Origin of the sequence: Mesorhizobium sp. LNHC209A00 (genome assembly GCF_000502915.1) — a bacterium.
Lineage (GTDB): Bacteria > Pseudomonadota > Alphaproteobacteria > Rhizobiales > Rhizobiaceae > Mesorhizobium.
Genome location: NZ_AYWT01000001.1, coordinates 610,589 through 628,741, shown reverse-complemented (window position 1 = coordinate 628,741; position 18,153 = coordinate 610,589). Strand labels below are relative to the sequence as shown.

Below are 18,153 nucleotides of genomic sequence, written 5' to 3'. Positions count from 1 at the left end.
AAGGTGCCGGCAGGCGGATGAGGGGCAGCGCCGTCGTCCTGTTCATATTCGCCAGCATCGCCTTACGGTGCCTTGATCTCCATCATGCCGGTGGCGGTGCGGGCTGAATATTGCGGACGGTACATGTCCTCAACCGTTGCCGCCGGATGGGCGTAGGTACCCGGCGTCACGGCGCGCACGACATAGGCAAGCGTCAGATTGTGGTCATGGTCGCCATCGGCCGGGTTGAATGCCGCGACGAACCGGTCGCCGCGGAATTCCAGATGCGCGGCGTCGGTCTGTGCCAGCCAGGAGAAGTTCGTCAACTGGGCGCTGGAGACGAGGCCTGGATTGTCGATCTCGAAACCGGCCGGCAACAGGTCGGTGACCAGCAGGCGCGACGGCCAGCTGTTCTGCTCGGTGACCTTGAGCACGACGACATAGCGTTCGTTCTGGGTAGCCTCGGTCACGTTGGCTTCGGTGCCGTCTAGCTTGTAGTAGGTGCGGCTGATGGTGAAGCCGTCACCGCCGGCCGGCAAGGGCTGGATCGGCGACGCCACGGTGGTGACGACGGCCTGCAGCGGGGTCTTGCCGGTGTTGGCGACTTCCAGCGGGCTGTCGACCAGTTCAGAGCCGTTGACTCGGTTGGAATAACCACCCGAATGCGGCGCGCCATTGACGGTCAGCGCGATGGAGTCGTTGCCTTCCTTCAGCGCGCGCGCCGCCAGCAGCATCCAGGAATCATCCTGGGTGCTGGTCCAGCGCGCTTCGGCGCGTTCCCTGGTCACCAGTTTGATCAGCTCGGGCACGATGGTCGATACGGGCTTTGATTCCGCCGCCAGCGACAGCATGGCCGCGCCGTCACGCAACGCCGAACCGTAGTCGGAGCGGTACCAATCGTAGTCCGTGCTCGATTTGGCGAGCTGCAGCGCGGTCTTGAACGTCGCCTCCGAACGCTGCGCGTCGCCATAGAGCGCCAGGCTGGCCGCCAGCTGGGCAACGGCCATCGGGCTCGAGAAGGCTTCGAGCTGCGTGTCTGCGTAATAGCGCAGATCGCCGATCGAGGCCTTCTTGTTGCGGGCGAGCACATAGAGCGCGTAGGCGATCTCGCTGCCGCGGTCCTGTACGCTCTGGTCGTAGCCGAGCGAGTTCTGCAGGTTGTTGAGTGCCTGGTTCATCGCGAGAGCCGGCACGTCGTATTTCTGCTCCCGCGCCCTGGTCAGGAATTCGCTGACATACGCGTCGAGCCACGGGTCGCCGGAGCCCGGACCCCACAGGCCGAAGCTGCCGCTCGAGGATTGGTAGCTCAGGACTTTGTAGATCGCATCCTGAATGCGGCCGTGCAGGTCCGGATCACTTTCCATGCCGACGCCGGATGCCATCTCGTTGACGTAGAGAAGCGGCATGGCGCGGCTGGGGGTCTGCTCGGNGAAGCGGCATGGCGCGGCTGGTGGTCTGCTCGGCGCAGCCATAGGGATAGCGATCGAGCGTCATCAGCAGCGAGGGCACGTCGAAGGCCGCCGCCTGCGAAACGCCGACACTGACCGAAGCGCCGTCGAGCAGGTTGGCCGCCAAGAGTTCCTTGTCGATGCGCAGCGCGCCGCCATTGCCCTTGAGGTCGACCACAAGGCGCGTGGTGACCGGCAATTGCGCCGGGCGCACCGGCACATAGAGCGTCTGCTCGACCTTGGTGCCGTCGGCGTGCGCCAGCTTGATGGTGAGCGAGGCATTGCCCGCCGTCCTGGCGATCAGCGGCACGGTAAGCGTCTGGCGCTTGCCGTGTGCGAGCGTCAGCTTCTGGGGCAGGGGCTTGTCGCCGGTCGACAGGTCGCCCGTCGTATCGATCGACAGCGCATAGTCGCCGGCCGGGCCATCGGTGTCGGCCACGTCGAGGCGCATGACGGCGTTGTCGCCAGGCGCCAGAAAGCGCGGCAGGCCGGCGGTAATCACTATGGGATCGCGCACGATCACGTCCGCCTGGGCATGGCCGACCGCTTCCTTGGTCCAGGCGACGGCCATGACCCGCACGGTGCCGTTGAACTGCGGGATATCGAAGTCGATCCGCGCCTTGCCGTCGGCGTCGAGCTGGACGATGCCGGAGAAGAAGGCGACCAGCTTTTCGGTGGGCGGGCTGCCCTGCGCCTGCATATTGGCGCCGTCGCCGCCGGTCCGGAGCTTGCCGGTGGTGCCCAGCGAGCCATCGATCAGGCGGCCGTAGATGTCACGGATCTCCATGCCCAGCATGCGCTGGCCGAAGAACCAGTTCTCCGGGTCTGGCGCCTTGTAGTTGGTCAGGTTGAGGATGCCGACGTCGACGGCGGCAACCGTGACATAGGCGTTCGTGCCCGGCTGCACGCCGGCCACGGAAACCGGGACCGACAGTTGCTGGCGCGGCACGGTCTTGTCGGGCGGCGTCAGGGTGATGGCGAGCTTCTTGGCGCCCGGATCGACCGTCAGCCATTTCACGCCGATGGCGCGGGCCGGCATGCGCGTTTCCTGCGTATCGCCCGGCCGGAACAGGGTGGCCGTGACATAGGCGCCGGCGCCCCAATCGTCGCCGACCGGAATGTCGACGGTGCTGCCGCCGGCCGGCACGGTCGCCGTGATGGTCTTCAACAGCTTGTCGGAACCGATGTTGACGAGAAGTTCGCCGGCAAAATGCGGCGAGATTTTCAGCTTGGCAACCTCGCCCGCGGCGTAATTGTCCTTGTCGAGGGCGATCTCCAGGCCGTCGGGCGTTTCGGTGGTCGTCGAGGCGACATACCAGCCGGCGTCGAACTCATAGCTGGTCGCCGGCCCCTCGGGATCGGATGTCTCGACCTCGAGCCGGTACTGGCCCCAATCGACCGGCACGGAGACGGTTGCGTCGCCGTCGGCGCCGAGGTCGACCTGGCCGTTGGCAATCGACTTGGTGAAGGAGACCGGCTCGTAGTTCCAGGAATTGTTGGAGCGATACCACTGGTAGTTCCGTTCGACCTTGACCAGTGTCCACTGCGCGGCTTTCAGCGCCTCGCGCTTGCCGTCGGGATCGACGGCGATCAGGCTGAACTTGGCGGTGCCGCCCTGCGGCACCTCACCATCGGCGAAATCCGGACGGATGCCGATCATGTGGCCTTGCGGGCGGATGCCGATGTTGAGCGAGCGCTCGATGGCGCGGCCGCCGGTTTCGCGCATGCGCACCGTCACCTTGCCGTCGACCAACTTGGTGGTCGAGGGCAACTGGTCGACGGTAACAGGGAAGGTCGCCTTGCCGTCATCGCCTACCACCGGCAGGTCGGTGAGCGGCGTGACCGTCGGCTCCGACGACTGCTCGTCGGCGAGGCCGAAGGAAAAGTCGGGGAAGCGGTCCCAGTCACGAGAGGTCGACAGCGTCAGCTCGCCTTCCAGCGCAAGGCCCGCCGCCGGCGCGCCATAGAGGAAGCGGCCGTCAATGTTGATGTTGGCGGTTTCGCCCCGCGCAATCTCCTGCTTGTCGGCCTTCATGTCGAATTCGATGCGATCCGGCACGAAGTCCTCGACCAGGAACATCTGGCTTGCCACCGCCGGCTGCTTGGGGTCGGTATGGATCGACACCGACCAGGTGCCGCGCATGGCGTTGGGTTCGAGGGGCAGGTCGACGGCATGGCCGCCGGCCGATGCGCCGTCACTGACGATGCGGCGGTCCTCGACGCCATCGGGGCGCGAGAAGATGAAGGTCAGCGGCAGGTTCTCGACCGCCTTGGCCGCACCATCGCGGGCAAGGGCGGCGACATGGACGTCCTCGCCGGCGCGGTAGATGCCGCGCTCGGTCCAGGCATAGACGTCGAGCGCGCCTGGTGCCGCGCGTCCGGTGACGCCGCGGTCGGACAGGTCGAAGCCGGCCTTGGCCATGTCGAGGAAGACGAAATCATTGTCGCCCTGCTTGGCCATCAGCACGGCCGGCACCATCCCGCCGTCACCGCGCGTCAGGCCAGGGTTGAAGACGGCATGGCCGTCGGCATCCGACGTCGCGGTGCCGAGAACCTCGTTGTTCCTGGCAACGAGCGTCAATTCGGCGCCGGCAATCGGCTTGGCGCTGCCTAGCGAACGGGCAAAGACATTGAGCCCGTCCTGGCCGGTATAGGTCGACAAGCCGATGTCGGAGACGACGAACCACTGCGTGGCCAGCGAACCGTAGTCGTCGCTCTTGTCGTTGACGGGCTGCGCGGTCAGCACATAGACGCCGGGCTTGCGCTGCGGCAGCGCTTCGTCGACCGGGAAGGAGGTGGTGACTTCCTTGTTGAGGTCGTTGCCGATGTCGAGCTGGCCCTGCCAGACCGGCGCGCCCATCTGCTCGGAGATGTTGGAGATGTCATAGCCGTCGAGCTGGTGCAGGAACTGATAGCCCGACAGAAGCTGCGCCAGCGAACGGTCGCCGATGCGGTAGAGCTTCATTTCGGCGGCGTTCATGTTGACGGTGACGACCGGGATGCCGCGGCGCGCGCCGGCCGGCAGCACGAAGCTGTCGCCGGTGAAGCGGGCGGACGGCGCGCGGTCCTGCACATAGATCGACAGCACCACTGGGGCGGCGGTCACTTCGCCGATCGCGGCCGGCAGGCCGGCGCGGAAGGTGACGTCGTAGTGCTGGCCATGCTCCAGGCCTTCGACGCAGATCTGCTTGTCCTTGGCCTCGACGCCTTTTGGCGGCGCGTTGTCGACGGTGACGAACTGCGCGTAGTCGACGCCGGTCTTGGCTAGATTCTCGGAGAATTGCGCGCAGATGCGCGGCGCGCTGGTGTCGGCATCGATGCTGTGATCGACAACGCGGAACCCTTTGCGGGCTTTCAGATCGGCATAGTCGGCCTGGACCGCGGGCGAGCCTTCCAGCGCAAGGCTGGCCTCATAGGCCTGCAGCGCCGGCCGGTAGAGATCGCGCTTATCGAGACCGTCGCCGAGCAGCGCCAGCACTTCGGCGCGAGTCTTGGTGGTGCGCAGCAGCTTATAGGCGTTGAACGCGGCCGACGTGCCGTTTGCCGGCAAAGTCGAGGCTTCGGAGGTGTTGGCGGCAGGCTGCACGGCCAGCGTTTCGCGCGCCAGCTTGAGCCAGAGCTGGCCATCGTCAGGCATGACCGAGACCGCGGCCTCGTATTTCTGCATGGCGGAGCGATGGTCGCCGGTCAACACGGCCTGTTCGGCGGCATTGGTCAGCGCCGCCATGCCCTCTGTCGGCTTGTCGAAGGCCGGGCCGAGCAGCTTGTTGCGGTATTGCTGGGCCTGGTCGGCCATCCAGTTGGGGAAGAAGGCGAGTTCCGGCGGCGCGCCGATATCGGGATCGCCGTCTATGTTGACGACCTTGCCGGCGATCGCGCCGGTGAAGGATTTCAACTGGTTATAATCGGATTTGAGAAAGCACCATTTTGCCTTGGTGTTGTAGGTGAAGGCGCGGCAGGCCGGATCGCCGAGGCATGTCGTCTTGCACTGGTCGAGCGTGACGTTCTGGTCGGACCGGAGATCGAAGCCGAAATAATCGGAATTGTCCGTCGTCGCGATTCGCCGGGCCTCGGCCGCTTGCGCGACGCTACCCCAGGCAAGAAAAAAAAGGACGAGAATCGACAGACCACGAGCCGCGCGCATTGCCATTACACCCTCCAGACAATTGCAGACGTCCGGGCATGATCAAGCTTCAGTCGGGCTTGTCAACGCGCGAACGCGGCAGGTGCCGCCTGCCAACGGTTTATTTTCCGGCCAAGGACCGGTATGCGAACAGTAACCTCCATGGCAAAGGGGATCACGCTTTCTTGCGGAAACGCAGAAGGTGTGAATTCCAAGCCCGTCCTATTTCAGACAATTGGATTGTGGCCCCTTTACGAGCGCTTCAGAACTTCATTCCAATTTTAGTTTTACGAACTAGGTTGTCTTAATGCCGGCGCATGAAGAGCAGATGTCAGGAGGGATCGCGCCAGGGCGCGTGCTTCCGCGCGCCCTGGCTTTGGCCATGATGTGCTCGATGGCGCTGCTTTGCGAATCGGGGTCCGCGGCCGCGTTCGAGCTTTTCGGCATCAAGCTGTGGGGATCGTCCAGCGACGAGGACGCCGACATTGTCGATCCCCTGCGCTATGCGGTGACCATCTCCGCGCCCGATGCCGACAAGGACCTCGTCAAGAAGCTCGAAAACGCCTCGGCGCTGAAAAGCGACGAGGACCGACCGGTTTCGGGCTCGCTCGGGCTGATGGCCAAGGCACGCAGCGACCGTGAACAGCTGGTCGCAGCCCTTTATGCCGATGCCCGTTATGAAGGCGTCGTCACCGTCACCATCGACGGCAAGCCGCTCGACGAATTGCCGCCGGACGCCGAATTCAAGGGGCCGCAGCCCATCCCGGTAGCGATCACCATCTCAGCCGGCCCCAAATTCACGCTCGGCAACATCAGGCTGGAAGGCGACGCGGCGGGGCTGATGAGCGCCGATTATGGGCTGATATCAGGCGGCGATGCCGGATCCGGCGCGGTGCTCAAGGCAGAGGCGCTGATCGTGCGGACGCTGAAGGAGCAGGGCAGGCCGCTGGCCAGGGTGACCGACCGGCAGATCGTCGCCGACCATGCCACATCGACGCTCGACGTGACGCTGACGGTCGCGGCCGGCCCGGTAGCCGGCTATGGCGCGACCACGGTGGAAGGCACCGAGAAGGTCGACCGCGACTTCACCGAATACATGACCGGGTTGAAGCGCGGCAAGCAATACTCGCCGCAGGAGATCAGTGACGCGCGCGACAGGCTGCTGGCGCTCGAGGTGTTCAACAGTGTCACCTTCAAGGAAGCCGACAAGCTCGATGCGGACGGCAACATCCCGATCGGCGTCCAGGTCAGCGAGCGCAAGCCGCGTTATTTCGGGCTGGGCGGCACATTCTCGAATACCGAGGGGCTTGGCCTGGAGGGCTACTGGGGCCATCGCAACCTGTTTGGCCGTGCCGAAAAGTTGCGCATCGACGGTGCCATCAGCGGCATCGGAAGCAACAATCTGTCCGAACTGAACTACAATGCCGGCATCATGTTCGAGAAACCCGGCGTCATCGGGCCGGCATCGAAGTTCTTCGCCAGCGTCAAGACGGTGCTGGAACATCCCGACGCCTATGACCATTTCTCGGTCAAGGGCAGCACCGGCCTGTCCTATGAACTCGACAAGAAGCAGACCGTGTCAGCCGAGGTCGCGCTCGACTATTCGCGCATTCACGACGCCTTCGGCAAGCACAAATACCTGATCGCCAGCATTCCGCTGCAGTATGTCTATGACAACAGAGACAACCGGCTCAATCCGACCACCGGCTTCCGTTTGCTGGCCTATGCCGAGCCGAGCTACGATATTTTGAGCGGTGCGGCCTTCCTCAAGCTGAAGGGCGAAGGGTCGGCCTATCAGTCGCTGGACACGGCCTCGAAATTCGTGCTGGCCGAACGTGTCGCCGTAGGCTCGATCGTCGGTACCGGGCTGCAGAACGTCCCGGCCGACCGACGTTTTTATTCCGGCGGCGGCGGTTCGGTGCGCGGCTATGCCTATCAGGGCATCGGCCCGAAGGACTTCACGGGCCAGCCGATCGGCGGCCTGTCCTTCTTCGAGACTTCAGTCGAGATGCGCATCGCCGTCACCGACACGATCGGCATCGTGCCGTTCGTCGATGCCGGCACTGTGTCGACCAAGTCGGTTCCCAGCTTCTCCGACGTCAAGGTCGGCGCCGGTGTCGGCCTGCGCTACGTCACGCCGTTCGGGCCGCTGCGCATCGACGCGGCCGTGCCGCTTAACCGCGATCCAGGTGATCCGCATTTCGGCATCTATGCCGGCATCGGACAGGCGTTCTGACGATGAAGACGGTCTGGCGCATTCTTCGCATTGTCCTTTACACGCTGCTGATCGTGGTCGCGGGTGCGATCGGCGCGCTGGTTGTGCTGACCAAGACCGAGCGCGGGCGCGACAACCTCGCCGGCATCATTTCGCGGCTGGCTTCGAGCGACGACCGCAAGGTCACCGTCAGCGGCATCGACGGCATCTGGTCGGGTAATCTCAGCGTCGACCATGTCGTGCTCGAGGACCGTGAGGGCGCCTGGCTGGTGGCGCGCAAGGTGGCCGTCGACTGGTCGCCGACCGCCCTTTTGTCCAAAAGCTTCAGCGCCGATCGCATCGCCGCCGATCGCGTCGAACTCGCACGCCTGCCGGTGGCCGGTACGCAGCCGCCCGCACGGAGCGGCACGACGACGCTGCCGGTCTCCATCGAAATCAAGCAGATCGAGCTTCCGGAAATCGCGCTTGGCCAGCAACTGGCCGGCAGCGGCATCGCCGAGCTGGCGGCCAAGGGAATGCTCAAGGCCGATGCCGCGCCACTGGCGGTCCAGACGGTGCTCAACGTCACCCGTCACGACGGCAAACAGGGCAATGTCGACGCCAAGATCCACTTCGCACCCGCCGATAACAAGCTGGACCTCGACCTCAAGGCGTCGGAGCCGGCCGGCGGCATCATTGCCAACCTGCTCAAGCTGCCCGATGCGCCACCGGTCGATATCGTGGTTTCGGGCAGTGGGCCGCTTGCCAACTGGAGCGGTGTCGCCACCTTCCTCGTCGATCATCGAATCGTCACCCAACTCACCGGGCGTCACCAGCTCACCGACAAGGGCAATCATCTCGAAGCGAAGGGCGACGGCGATTTTGCGCGTTTCCTGCCGGAAAACCTGAAGCCGCTGTTTGCCGGCAAGACCAGCTTCGATGTCGCGGGCACCGCCACGTCGGCGGGCGGCATCAGCATCGACCGGGCCAGCATCGAGAGCGATGCGGTGCACGGCACCGCCTCCGGCATTGCCGATCCTGCCGGCGCCAGCGACCTGTCGGTCGAACTCGCCGCCAAGGGCCCGCCCGTGGTGATCAGTGTCGGCAGCAAGGCGCAGCCGATCACGCTCGCGATCAAGAACGCCACCGCGCGCGCCTTCGGCGACGGCAAGGCGCCGATCGTCGACATCGGCGCCTCCTTCGTTTCGATCGTCGCCGGCGGCACGCGGCTGGACGATCTGGCAGCGCAAATCCATTCCGACGGGTTCGATATTCAGAACCGCGCCGGCCCGGTTGCCGTCAAGCTGGAGGCGGGCGGCCTGAAAACCGACGTCGCGACGTTGGCGCCGCTGATCACCGGCAAGGTCAATGTCGATCTGGCCGGTTCAATCAGCAAGGACGCCATTGCCATCGATCAGGGTACGCTGCGCTCCGATGCGGTCAATGCCTCGCTGACCGCGACGGTGGCGCTCGCCGACATGTCGATGCAGCTCAAAATGAATGCCGATGCCGTGGCCACCGCGTTTCCCCAGCAGATAGCCTCGGTACTCGGCGGGCGGGTGAAGTTCTCGGCCACGGCATCGCGCGATCCGCAGGGATCTTTCGCCGCGAACTCCATCGAACTCACTTCAGGATCGCTCAGCGCCAGCGGTACGGCCAGCATGCAAGGCACTGACATCCAGGCCGACATCAAGGGCAAATTGGGCGACGTTTCGGTGTTGTCGCCGACGGTCGGCGTGCCGGTTGCCGGCGGGGTCGATTTCGCGCTGTCGGCAAGCGGCGCGATGACCGCGCCGGATTTCACCGTTAGCGCCAACAGCGACAGCCTGACCGCTTCGGGCCGTACGGTAAAGGCCATCAAGCTGACCGCGAGCGGCAAGGCCGACATAACGAACCCTTCCGCCAACGTCTCGCTGACCGGCGCCGTCAACGACCAGCCGCTCGACATGAAGGCGGCCCTGGTGACCAGCGAGGGCAAGCGTTCGATCAATGGATTCCTGGTGTCGCTGGGCGACAACAAGGTCTCGGGCGACCTGGCGCTCGACGAAAAGTTCATGCCCTTGGGCAGGCTGACGCTCGCCGCACCTGCCATCGACCAGTTGGCCGCGCTCGCCGGCCAGGCGGTGACCGGCGACATCAACGGCACCATCTTGTTCAGCAAGGACGGCGATGCACCGTCCATTGCCATCGATGCCAAGAGCACGTCGGTCGCGCGTGGCGAGGTTACCGCCAAAGCGATCGCCATCAATGCGCTGGTCGCCAATTATCTCAAGGCGCCGGCGATCTCGGGCACCATCAAGGCCGATGCGGTCACTTCGGGAAGCACGGAAATCAGCGGCATCGGCGTCGACCTCAAGCGCGATGGCGACTGGACCGATTTCACTGGTGGCGCGACCATAGCGGGCATTCCCGCGACCGCTGCCGGCCGGGTGAAGATCGCCGCGGGCACCACCAGCGTCGAGATCGCCTCGGGTGAGGCCACCGTTCGCGGCATCAAGGCGGCGATCGCCGAACCGTCGGCTCTGGCCATCGCCGACGGTACGGCCAAGATCGAGAAGCTTGCGCTCGATATTGGCGGCGGCAGGGTGGCGCTGTCGGGCAGCGCTGGCGAGACGCTCGATCTGGCGGCGCAGGTATCCGCCTTGCCCGCGGCCCTTGCCAATGCGTTTTCGCCTGGCCTGGATGCCACGGGAACGCTTGACGGTATCGCTGAAGTGAGCGGAGCGCCGGCAACTCCCGACATCCGTTTCAACGCGAAACTGGCCGGTGCCGAGACTAGCCAGACCCGCCAGGCAGGGCTCGGACCGCTCGCCGTCGATGCGGCCGGCAGCTACACAATCGCCGGCGGCGTCGCCCTCGACCATGCAACCCTGTCCGGCGACAAGGTTTCCGGGCAGGCGACAGGCACCATCAATCCGAATGGCGCGAGCGATTTTGCGATCGATCTGACCTCGTCGGGCCCCAGCCTGCCGCTGACGGTCGGCAGCGCCGAGAGCCCCGTCAAGATGGAGGTCCGATCAGTATCGGCCAAAATCGCGGGCGAAAGCACGCATGCCCGAGTGGACCTTTCCGTGATCCTGCCCTCGGTCGTCACCAGCCCGGCGAAGGTGGACGGACTGACCCTGGCACTGCACTCGGACGCATTCGATCTCCGGAATCGCGCCGGGCCGGTTTCCGGAAAGGTATCGGTGGACAAGGTTGGGCTCGACAATCCAACGATTGCGCCGCTCATCGCCGGCAAGGTCACGGCCGCGCTCAGCGCCCGGCTGAGCGCCGACACCGTGGCCATCGACAGCGGCTCGCTGAAAAGCGATACGCTGAGCAGCCAGGTGGCCGGCCAGGTATCGCTGCGTGACGGTGCCATCGATCTCAACCTGAAGGCGGATGCGCCATCGTCGGCCTTGCCGACGGCGGCACGCGGCATGCTTGGCGACCGCGCCCAGATAAGCGCCACGCTGAAGCGCGAACCCAACGGCAATCTCCATATCGGTGGATTGAAGCTGGCTTCCGGCGCGCTGAGCGCCGACGGACAGGCAAGCCTTGCCGACAATAAGGTGACCGCCGACATCAGGGGGACGCTGAGCGACATCTCGCCATTGTCTAGGGATGCCAAGGGCGCCATCGCCTTCGCGCTGAGCGCGCAAGGGCCGGCCATGGCGCCCGACCTGTCGCTTACCGTCAACAGCGACGGGCTGTCGGTGGCATCGCGCGAGATCACCGGGTTAAAGCTCACGGCTACCGGCAAGGCCGATGCCGCCAATCCGGCGGCCAATGTCCAACTCACCGGCAATGTCGCCGGGCAGGCGCTGCAGGGGAGTGCCGTGCTGGCAACGACGAACGGCAAGAGCGCCATCAACGGACTGCTGCTGTCGCTGGGCAAGAACCGCGTCTCAGGCGATCTGGAGCTGGACGACAAGTTCGTGCCTGAAGGCACAATTTCGCTCGACCTCCCCGACATCGGGCCACTTGCCGCGCTGGCGCTGGAAAAGGCGGAAGGCGACGTTCGCGGCACGATCGCCTTCTCCAGTAATGGCGCGGCACCCCAGGTCGCCATCAAGGCGGCTACCACCTCGATCACGCGTGGCGATCTCCAGGCAAAGGCAGTTTCCATCGATGCGTTGATCGCAAACTATCTTGCGGCGCCAGTCGTCTCCGGCAAGATCCGCGCCGACACGGTTATATCGGGCGGCACCGTGATCAGCGGCATCGACGTGGACCTCAGGCGCGACGGCGACTGGACCGGCTTCTCCGGCGGCGCCACGGTCAAGGGCATTCCGGCCAAGGCAGCCGGCCGCGTGAAGGTGGCCGGCGGCACCACCACGATCGAGCTCGCTTCGGGGCAGGCAACCGTCCAGGGCATCAAGGCGGCCATCGCCCAGGCCTCGACCGTCAGCATCGCCAATGGCACGACGACGCTGGACAGGCTGGTGCTCAACCTTGGCGGCGGCACCGCGACGGTAACCGGCAAGGTCGGGCAGGCGCTCGACATCAATGCGGTGCTGGCGCGCGTGCCGATGTCGCTCGCCAACGGTTTTTCGCCCGGGCTCGATGCCGCGGGCTCCATCTCCGGCACGGTGAAGGTGACGGGCGCACCGGCGAACCCCGCCGTTGCCTTCAACATAGACGCGGCGGGCGTGCAGACATCGCAGACCCGTGGCGCGGGCGTCGGCGCGGTGAGCGTTTCCTCGACCGGCACCTTTGCCGGCAACAAGCTGGCCTTCAACGCCAATATCAGCGACGGGGCCGGCCTTGGCCTCAAGGGCGGCGGCACGGTGACGACAGCAGGCACGCCGGCGCTGTCGCTCGACTTCAACGGTGCGGTGCCGTTCGGTCTCCTCAGCGAGAAGCTTGCCGCGCAGGGCCTGTCGCTGAGCGGCAACGCCAATGTCAATGTGCAGGTGCGCGGCCCGGCGAAATCGCCCGTCATCGGCGGTACGGTGAGGGCGTCCGGCGCACGCTTGGTCGATGCCAATTCGGGCCTCGCGGTCAACGACATCGCCCTCGATGTCTCGATCGGCAACGGCGTCGCCAGGATCAACCGGCTGACCGGTACACTGTCGACGCGCGGCAGCCTGTCGGCCAGTGGCACGGTCGGTATCAATCCGGCGCAAGGGTTCCCGGCCGACCTGTCGATCAAGCTCGCGGACGGTCGTTATACGGACGGTCGCGTGGTGACCGCCAACCTTGGCGGCGACCTGACGATCAAGGGACCGCTGACTTCGGCACCGGCGATTGCCGGCACCGTCAACCTGGCCAAGACCGTCATCACGGTCCCGGACAAGTTGCCGGGCTCGCTCTCGGCGCTCGACGTCAAGCACAAGAATGCGCCGGGCCCGGTCAGGGCGCAGGACAAGGCGCTGCGCCCGGCCACGACCAGCGGCAAGAGCGGTGGCAGCGGTCTTGCGCTCGACGTCACGGTCAACGCGCCGAACCAGATCTTCATCCAGGGCAGGGGTGTCGACGCCGAACTCGGCGGCTCGCTCAAGCTGACCGGCCCGGCCTCGTCGCCCCAAGCCGTCGGCACCTTCACCTTGCAGCGCGGCCGGCTGTCGATCCTTGGCAAGCGGCTGACCTTCACCGAAGGCACGGTCGGGTTCTCAGGTTCGTTGGTGCCTTATCTCAACCTGACGGCGACAACGACGACAACCGGCGCGACCGTCACCATCGTCGTGTCGGGCGAGGCGACCAATCCCAAATTCAACTTCAGTTCGGTGCCGGCGCTGCCGGAGGACGAGGTGCTGGCGCAACTCATCTTCGGGCGGTCGATGTCGAACCTGTCGCCGCTGCAGATCGCGCAGCTGGCCGAGGCCGCCGGACAATTGGCCGGCGTCGGCGGTTCGACGTCTCTTCTGGAAAACCTGCGCAGCGCCATCGGCGTCGACGACCTCGACGTGACCACCGACGACAAGGGCGGCACGGCGGTCTCGGCCGGCAAGTACCTGAACGACCGCACCTATGTGACCATCCAGAAGGGGGACAAGCCGGGTTCCGGCAAGGCGACCATCGACCTCAATGTCGGGCGCGGCGTCAAATTGCGCGGCGAGGCGACGGACGCCGGTGAAGCCAAGGGCGGCATCTTCTACGAGAAGGAATATTGAGGCCCTGGCCTTCATCCTGGCCATAACTGGCGCTGTCGTAACCAGTGCGAATGTCTCAATTTAATTGCTCGAAGAGATTTTGGCGAAATCTGGGCGCACTAGCAATTTTGCGCCAAGACTGTCGCTATCACGCGAACTGCCCCCCTTTCAAAGTTGCACATTCGCTAACATGTTCCCAATCCATGCCGTCTTTGACATCATGGCCCGGATGCGGAATGTTAATCGGCGGAAAGCCAACAATGGGAGTTAGTCATGACAATCTATAAGAGCAACGGCGACAGCGTTCCGGATCACATCCTGGCGATGGCCGAAGAAGCCAAGTCGGGCAAAGTCGATCGCCGCGAATTCCTCGCGCTCGCCAGCGTCTTCGGTGCCTCGACCGCCATGGCCTACGGCCTGCTCGGCCTTGCCGCTCCGACCCCGGCCAAGGCCGAGGACGTCCAGGGCAAGAAGGGCGGCGTGCTGAAAGTGGCGATGTCGGTCAAGGATCCCAAGGATCCGCGTACCGCCGACTGGTCCGAGATTTCCAACGCCCAGCGCCAGGCGCTCGAGCCGCTGGTGAAATACACCAAGGAGTACACATTCGCTCCATATCTGCTGGCAAGCTGGGACATCAACGACGACGCCACCGAGTACACGCTGCATGTGCGGCCTGGCGTCGAATGGAACAATGGCGACAAGTTCACGGCCGATGACGTGATCTACAATTTCACACGCTGGGCCGACAAATCAGCCGAAGGCAACTCGATGCCGGGACGTCTCGGCAGCCTCGTCGACGAAAAGACCAAGAAGTTGCGCGAAGGGTCGATCGTCAAGGTCGACGACATGACCGTGAAACTGAAGCTGTCGAAGCCCGACATCGCCATCATCCCGAACCTGTGCGACTATCCCGGCCTCGTCGTCCACAAGAGCTTCGACGAGAAGGGCGCCAACTTCAAGAACTGCCCGATCGGCACTGGTCCGTTCGAGCTCGTCTCCTATGATGTCGGCCAGAAGGTGGTCTACAAGCGCCGCACGACCGGCAAGTGGTGGCAGGGCGAAGCCTTCCTCGACGGCGTCGAGTTCATCGACTACGGCACCGATCCGGCCGCGACCGTTTCGGCCTTCGAATCGGGCGAAGTGCAGACCAACCACGAAACGACCGCCGACTACGTAAAGATCATCGCGGACGTCGGCGCGCCGCCTTCGGAAGTGGTGACCGCGGCTACCGTGGTGTCGCGCTTCAACGTAAACGCCAAGCCTTACGGCGACCAGAAGGTGCGTCAGGCGATGTGCCTGGCCGTCGACAATTCGGTGGTCCTGCAACTCGGCTACGGCAATGCCGGCACGCCGGCCGAAAACCACCATGTCGCGCCGATCCATCCGGAATATGTCGAACTGCCGAAGATCAAGCGCGACGTCGCCAAGGCCAAGCAGATGCTGACGGAAGCCGGCGTGATCGATTTCGAACACGAGCTGATCAGCAACGACGAGGACTACCACAAGAACACCACGGACGCGATCGCGGCCCAGTTGCGCGAAGCCGGCATCAAGGTGAAGCGCACCGTGCTGCCGAGCTCGACCTTCTGGAACGACTGGACGAAGTATCCATTCTCGGAGACCAACTGGAACATGCGTCCGCTTGGCATCCAGGTCATCGCCATCGCCTACCGCTCGGGCGAAGCCTGGAACGAGACGGCCTATGCCAATCCGGACTTCGACAAGAAAGTCAACGAGGCGCTCGGCGTCGCTGATGCGGAGAAGCGCAAGGTGGTGATGAAGGATATCGAGCAGATGCTGCAGGATTCCGGCATCATCATCCAGCCTTACTGGCGCAAGCTCTACATCAACATCAAGCCCGAGGTGAAGAACCACTCGATGCACCCCACCTACGAGCACGATTTCGGCAAGGTCTGGCTCGACAAGGCGTGACTGCTGCTTGATGAATATGAGGGGCGCGTGTCCCTCATATTCTCGGGATCGTCGCCGTTGCATTGGATGCAGCGGCGGCGTGACGTCACAAGGTTTTCGTCACAGGGTTGACCATATCTGACCCCAACCCGGCCGGCAGGGGGGCACAATGTTCTCATTCATCATCAGACGCATCGGCACGATACTGCTCACGATGCTGTGCCTGACGCTGGTCGTCTTCTTCCTCGTCAATCTCGAACCCAATCTGAAGAAGCTGGCGATCAGCCAGACCGAAATGCACACATCGGCCGAGCAGCTTGAAAGCTGGCTGGTTAACCACGGCTATCGCCAGAACTTCTTCGTTCGCTATGGCCAGTGGCTCGGCGTCGTGCCCAAGCAGCCGATCACGGATTCGGCGACCGGAAAGACCACGCAGCGCTTCTCCTTCTGCAATGACCCGGCCGTGCCGACATTCTCCGGCGTGATCGAGGGTGATTTCGGCTGTTCGACCAAGTTCAAGACCACGGTCGCGGCCAAGCTATTCCCTGCGCTGGGCGCTACCGGCATTCTGATGCTCTGCGTGCTGGGCGTAATGGTGCCGGTGTCGCTGCTGGTTGGCATCCTTGCCGGCATGCGGGAGGGGTCGCGCACCGATCGCGTTCTGTCGATCGCCTCGATCGCCTCGACGGCGACACCTGAATATGTGTCGGGCGTCATCTTCACCGTCGTCTTCGCCTCCTGGCTCGGCTGGCTGAACGGGTCGGCCGCTTCCGCGAGCCAGGGCATCACATTCTACAATTTCACCCTGCCGGTGATCACGCTGGCGATCTACGGCATCGGCTATATCGCACGCATGACACGCGCCTCCATGGTCGAGGTGATGACGCAGCAATATATCCGCACGGCACGCCTGAAGGGGCTTTCCTTTAAAAGCGTCGTGGTCAAGCACGCGCTGCGCAACGCCTTGATCGCACCCTTCACGGTCATCATGCTGCAGTTCCCTTGGCTGCTCACCGGCGTCGTCATCGTCGAGGTGATGTTCCGCTACCAGGGCTTCGGCTACACGCTGGTCGAGGCCGCCGGCAACAACGACATCGATCTTCTGCTCGGCTGTTCGCTGGTCTCGGTGTTCATCGTGCTGATCACCCAGCTCATTTCCGACGTCGGCTACGCATTCCTCAATCCGCGCATCCGCGTTCAGTAGGGAGAAGGCGCATGCAAGCTCAATATATCGGCGCCTCCACCATCATCCTCGAAGTGCTCTGGCGCTTCTGGCCGGTCTGGGTCGCCCTCGCCATCGTCATGGGTGCGAGCTTTCTCTACAAGAAGAAGCTGGCGCTCTACGGCCAGTTGTTCGATAGCGGCGTCGGCGTAGCGGGCGTCTTTATCTGCCTGTTCTGGCTGTTCACGGCGATCTTCGCCTCGACCATCTCGCCTTTCGATCCGCTCGGCCAGATCCCGATGATGAAGGACACGCTGCCGGGCGCCATCGAACCGCAATCGGGGCTCGCCTATCTGTTCGGCGGCGACAAGCTGGCGCGCGATGTGTTCTCGCGCATGGTCTATGGCAGCCAGATCGTGCTGATCATCGCACCCGCCGCGACCGGTTTCGCGCTGATGGTCGGCATCACGCTTGGCCTGCCGGCCGGCTACTACGGCGGCAAGATCGATTCCATCCTGTCGTTCCTGGCGAACCTCGTACTGGCCTTCCCGGTGATCCTCTTGTTCTACCTGCTGGTAACGCCCGGCATCATGGACACGCCGATCCCCTATGCGCTGGCCGGCGTCTTCTTCCTGTTTCCGATCATTTTCTTCAGCGTGCTGTTCTGGACGCGCTACAAGAACCGGCCCGACCGGATCTATATCCTGCTTGGCCTGACACTGATCATAGGCGGCTGGATCTACCTCGGCCTTGTCTTCGACAGGGACCCGCTGCACATCGTCCACATCGATCCCAACCAGCTCAACATCTTCGTGGCGGTGGTGTTCGCCTCCAGCCCGGGCGTGTTCCGCATCGTGCGTGGCCTGGTGATGGACATCAAGACGCGCGACTATGTGGCGGCGGCGCAGACGCGCGGTGAATCGCCTTGGTACATCATGCTGTGGGAGATCCTGCCCAATGCGCGCGGGCCGCTGATCGTCGATGCCTGCCTGCGCATCGGCTACACAACCATATTGCTTGGCACGCTGGGTTACTTCGGCCTGGGCCTTGCGCCCGAGAGCCCGGACTGGGGTACGGCGATCAAGGATGCCAGCCGATTGCTGCGTTCCTTCATTCACCCGGCGCTGCCGCCGACGATCGCGTTGATGTCGTTCGTTCTGGGTCTCAACCTGCTCGCCGACTCACTGCGTGAGCAATCGATGAAGGATTGATGGCGGGGTCCCAGATCCCACTTGGCCAAGAATAGGATTGGAGCGACC

Annotated in this window: 5 protein-coding genes and 1 pseudogene; 5 read left to right on the top strand and 1 reads right to left on the bottom strand. The window is 64.1% G+C overall.

Going from position 1 to position 18,153, the window contains the following annotated elements; genetic code table 11:
* Window positions 1-62 precede the first annotated feature (62 nt).
* A pseudogene (locus X739_RS01000000165760) lies at window positions 63-5,577 on the bottom strand (alpha-2-macroglobulin family protein).
* A gap of 280 nt (window positions 5,578-5,857) precedes the next feature.
* Between X739_RS01000000165760 and X739_RS162915 the strand changes: the two are divergent.
* The 5 genes from X739_RS162915 to X739_RS162935 all read left to right on the top strand — a co-directional run bounded on the left by X739_RS162915 (window position 5,858) and on the right by X739_RS162935 (window position 18,105).
* Window positions 5,858-7,786 (top strand): autotransporter assembly complex family protein, encoded by a 1,929-nt coding sequence (locus X739_RS162915; RefSeq protein ID WP_023792316.1) that lies wholly within the window; start codon window positions 5,858-5,860, stop codon window positions 7,784-7,786.
* 2 nt (window positions 7,787-7,788) lie between these two features.
* Window positions 7,789-13,842: a translocation/assembly module TamB domain-containing protein gene (locus X739_RS162920; protein ID WP_023792313.1), complete on the top strand. Its 6,054-nt coding sequence runs from the start codon at window positions 7,789-7,791 to the stop codon at window positions 13,840-13,842.
* A gap of 252 nt (window positions 13,843-14,094) precedes the next feature.
* Window positions 14,095-15,753, top strand: coding sequence for an ABC transporter substrate-binding protein (locus tag X739_RS162925; protein WP_023769592.1), 1,659 nt, complete (start codon window positions 14,095-14,097; stop codon window positions 15,751-15,753).
* Between the two features lie 148 nt (window positions 15,754-15,901).
* Window positions 15,902-16,936 (top strand): ABC transporter permease, encoded by a 1,035-nt coding sequence (locus X739_RS162930; protein ID WP_023769593.1) that lies wholly within the window; start codon window positions 15,902-15,904, stop codon window positions 16,934-16,936.
* An 11-nt stretch (window positions 16,937-16,947) separates the two neighbouring features.
* Complete coding sequence (locus X739_RS162935) at window positions 16,948-18,105, top strand: ABC transporter permease (RefSeq protein ID WP_023769594.1); 1,158 nt, start codon at window positions 16,948-16,950, stop codon at window positions 18,103-18,105.
* Window positions 18,106-18,153 lie beyond the last annotated feature (48 nt).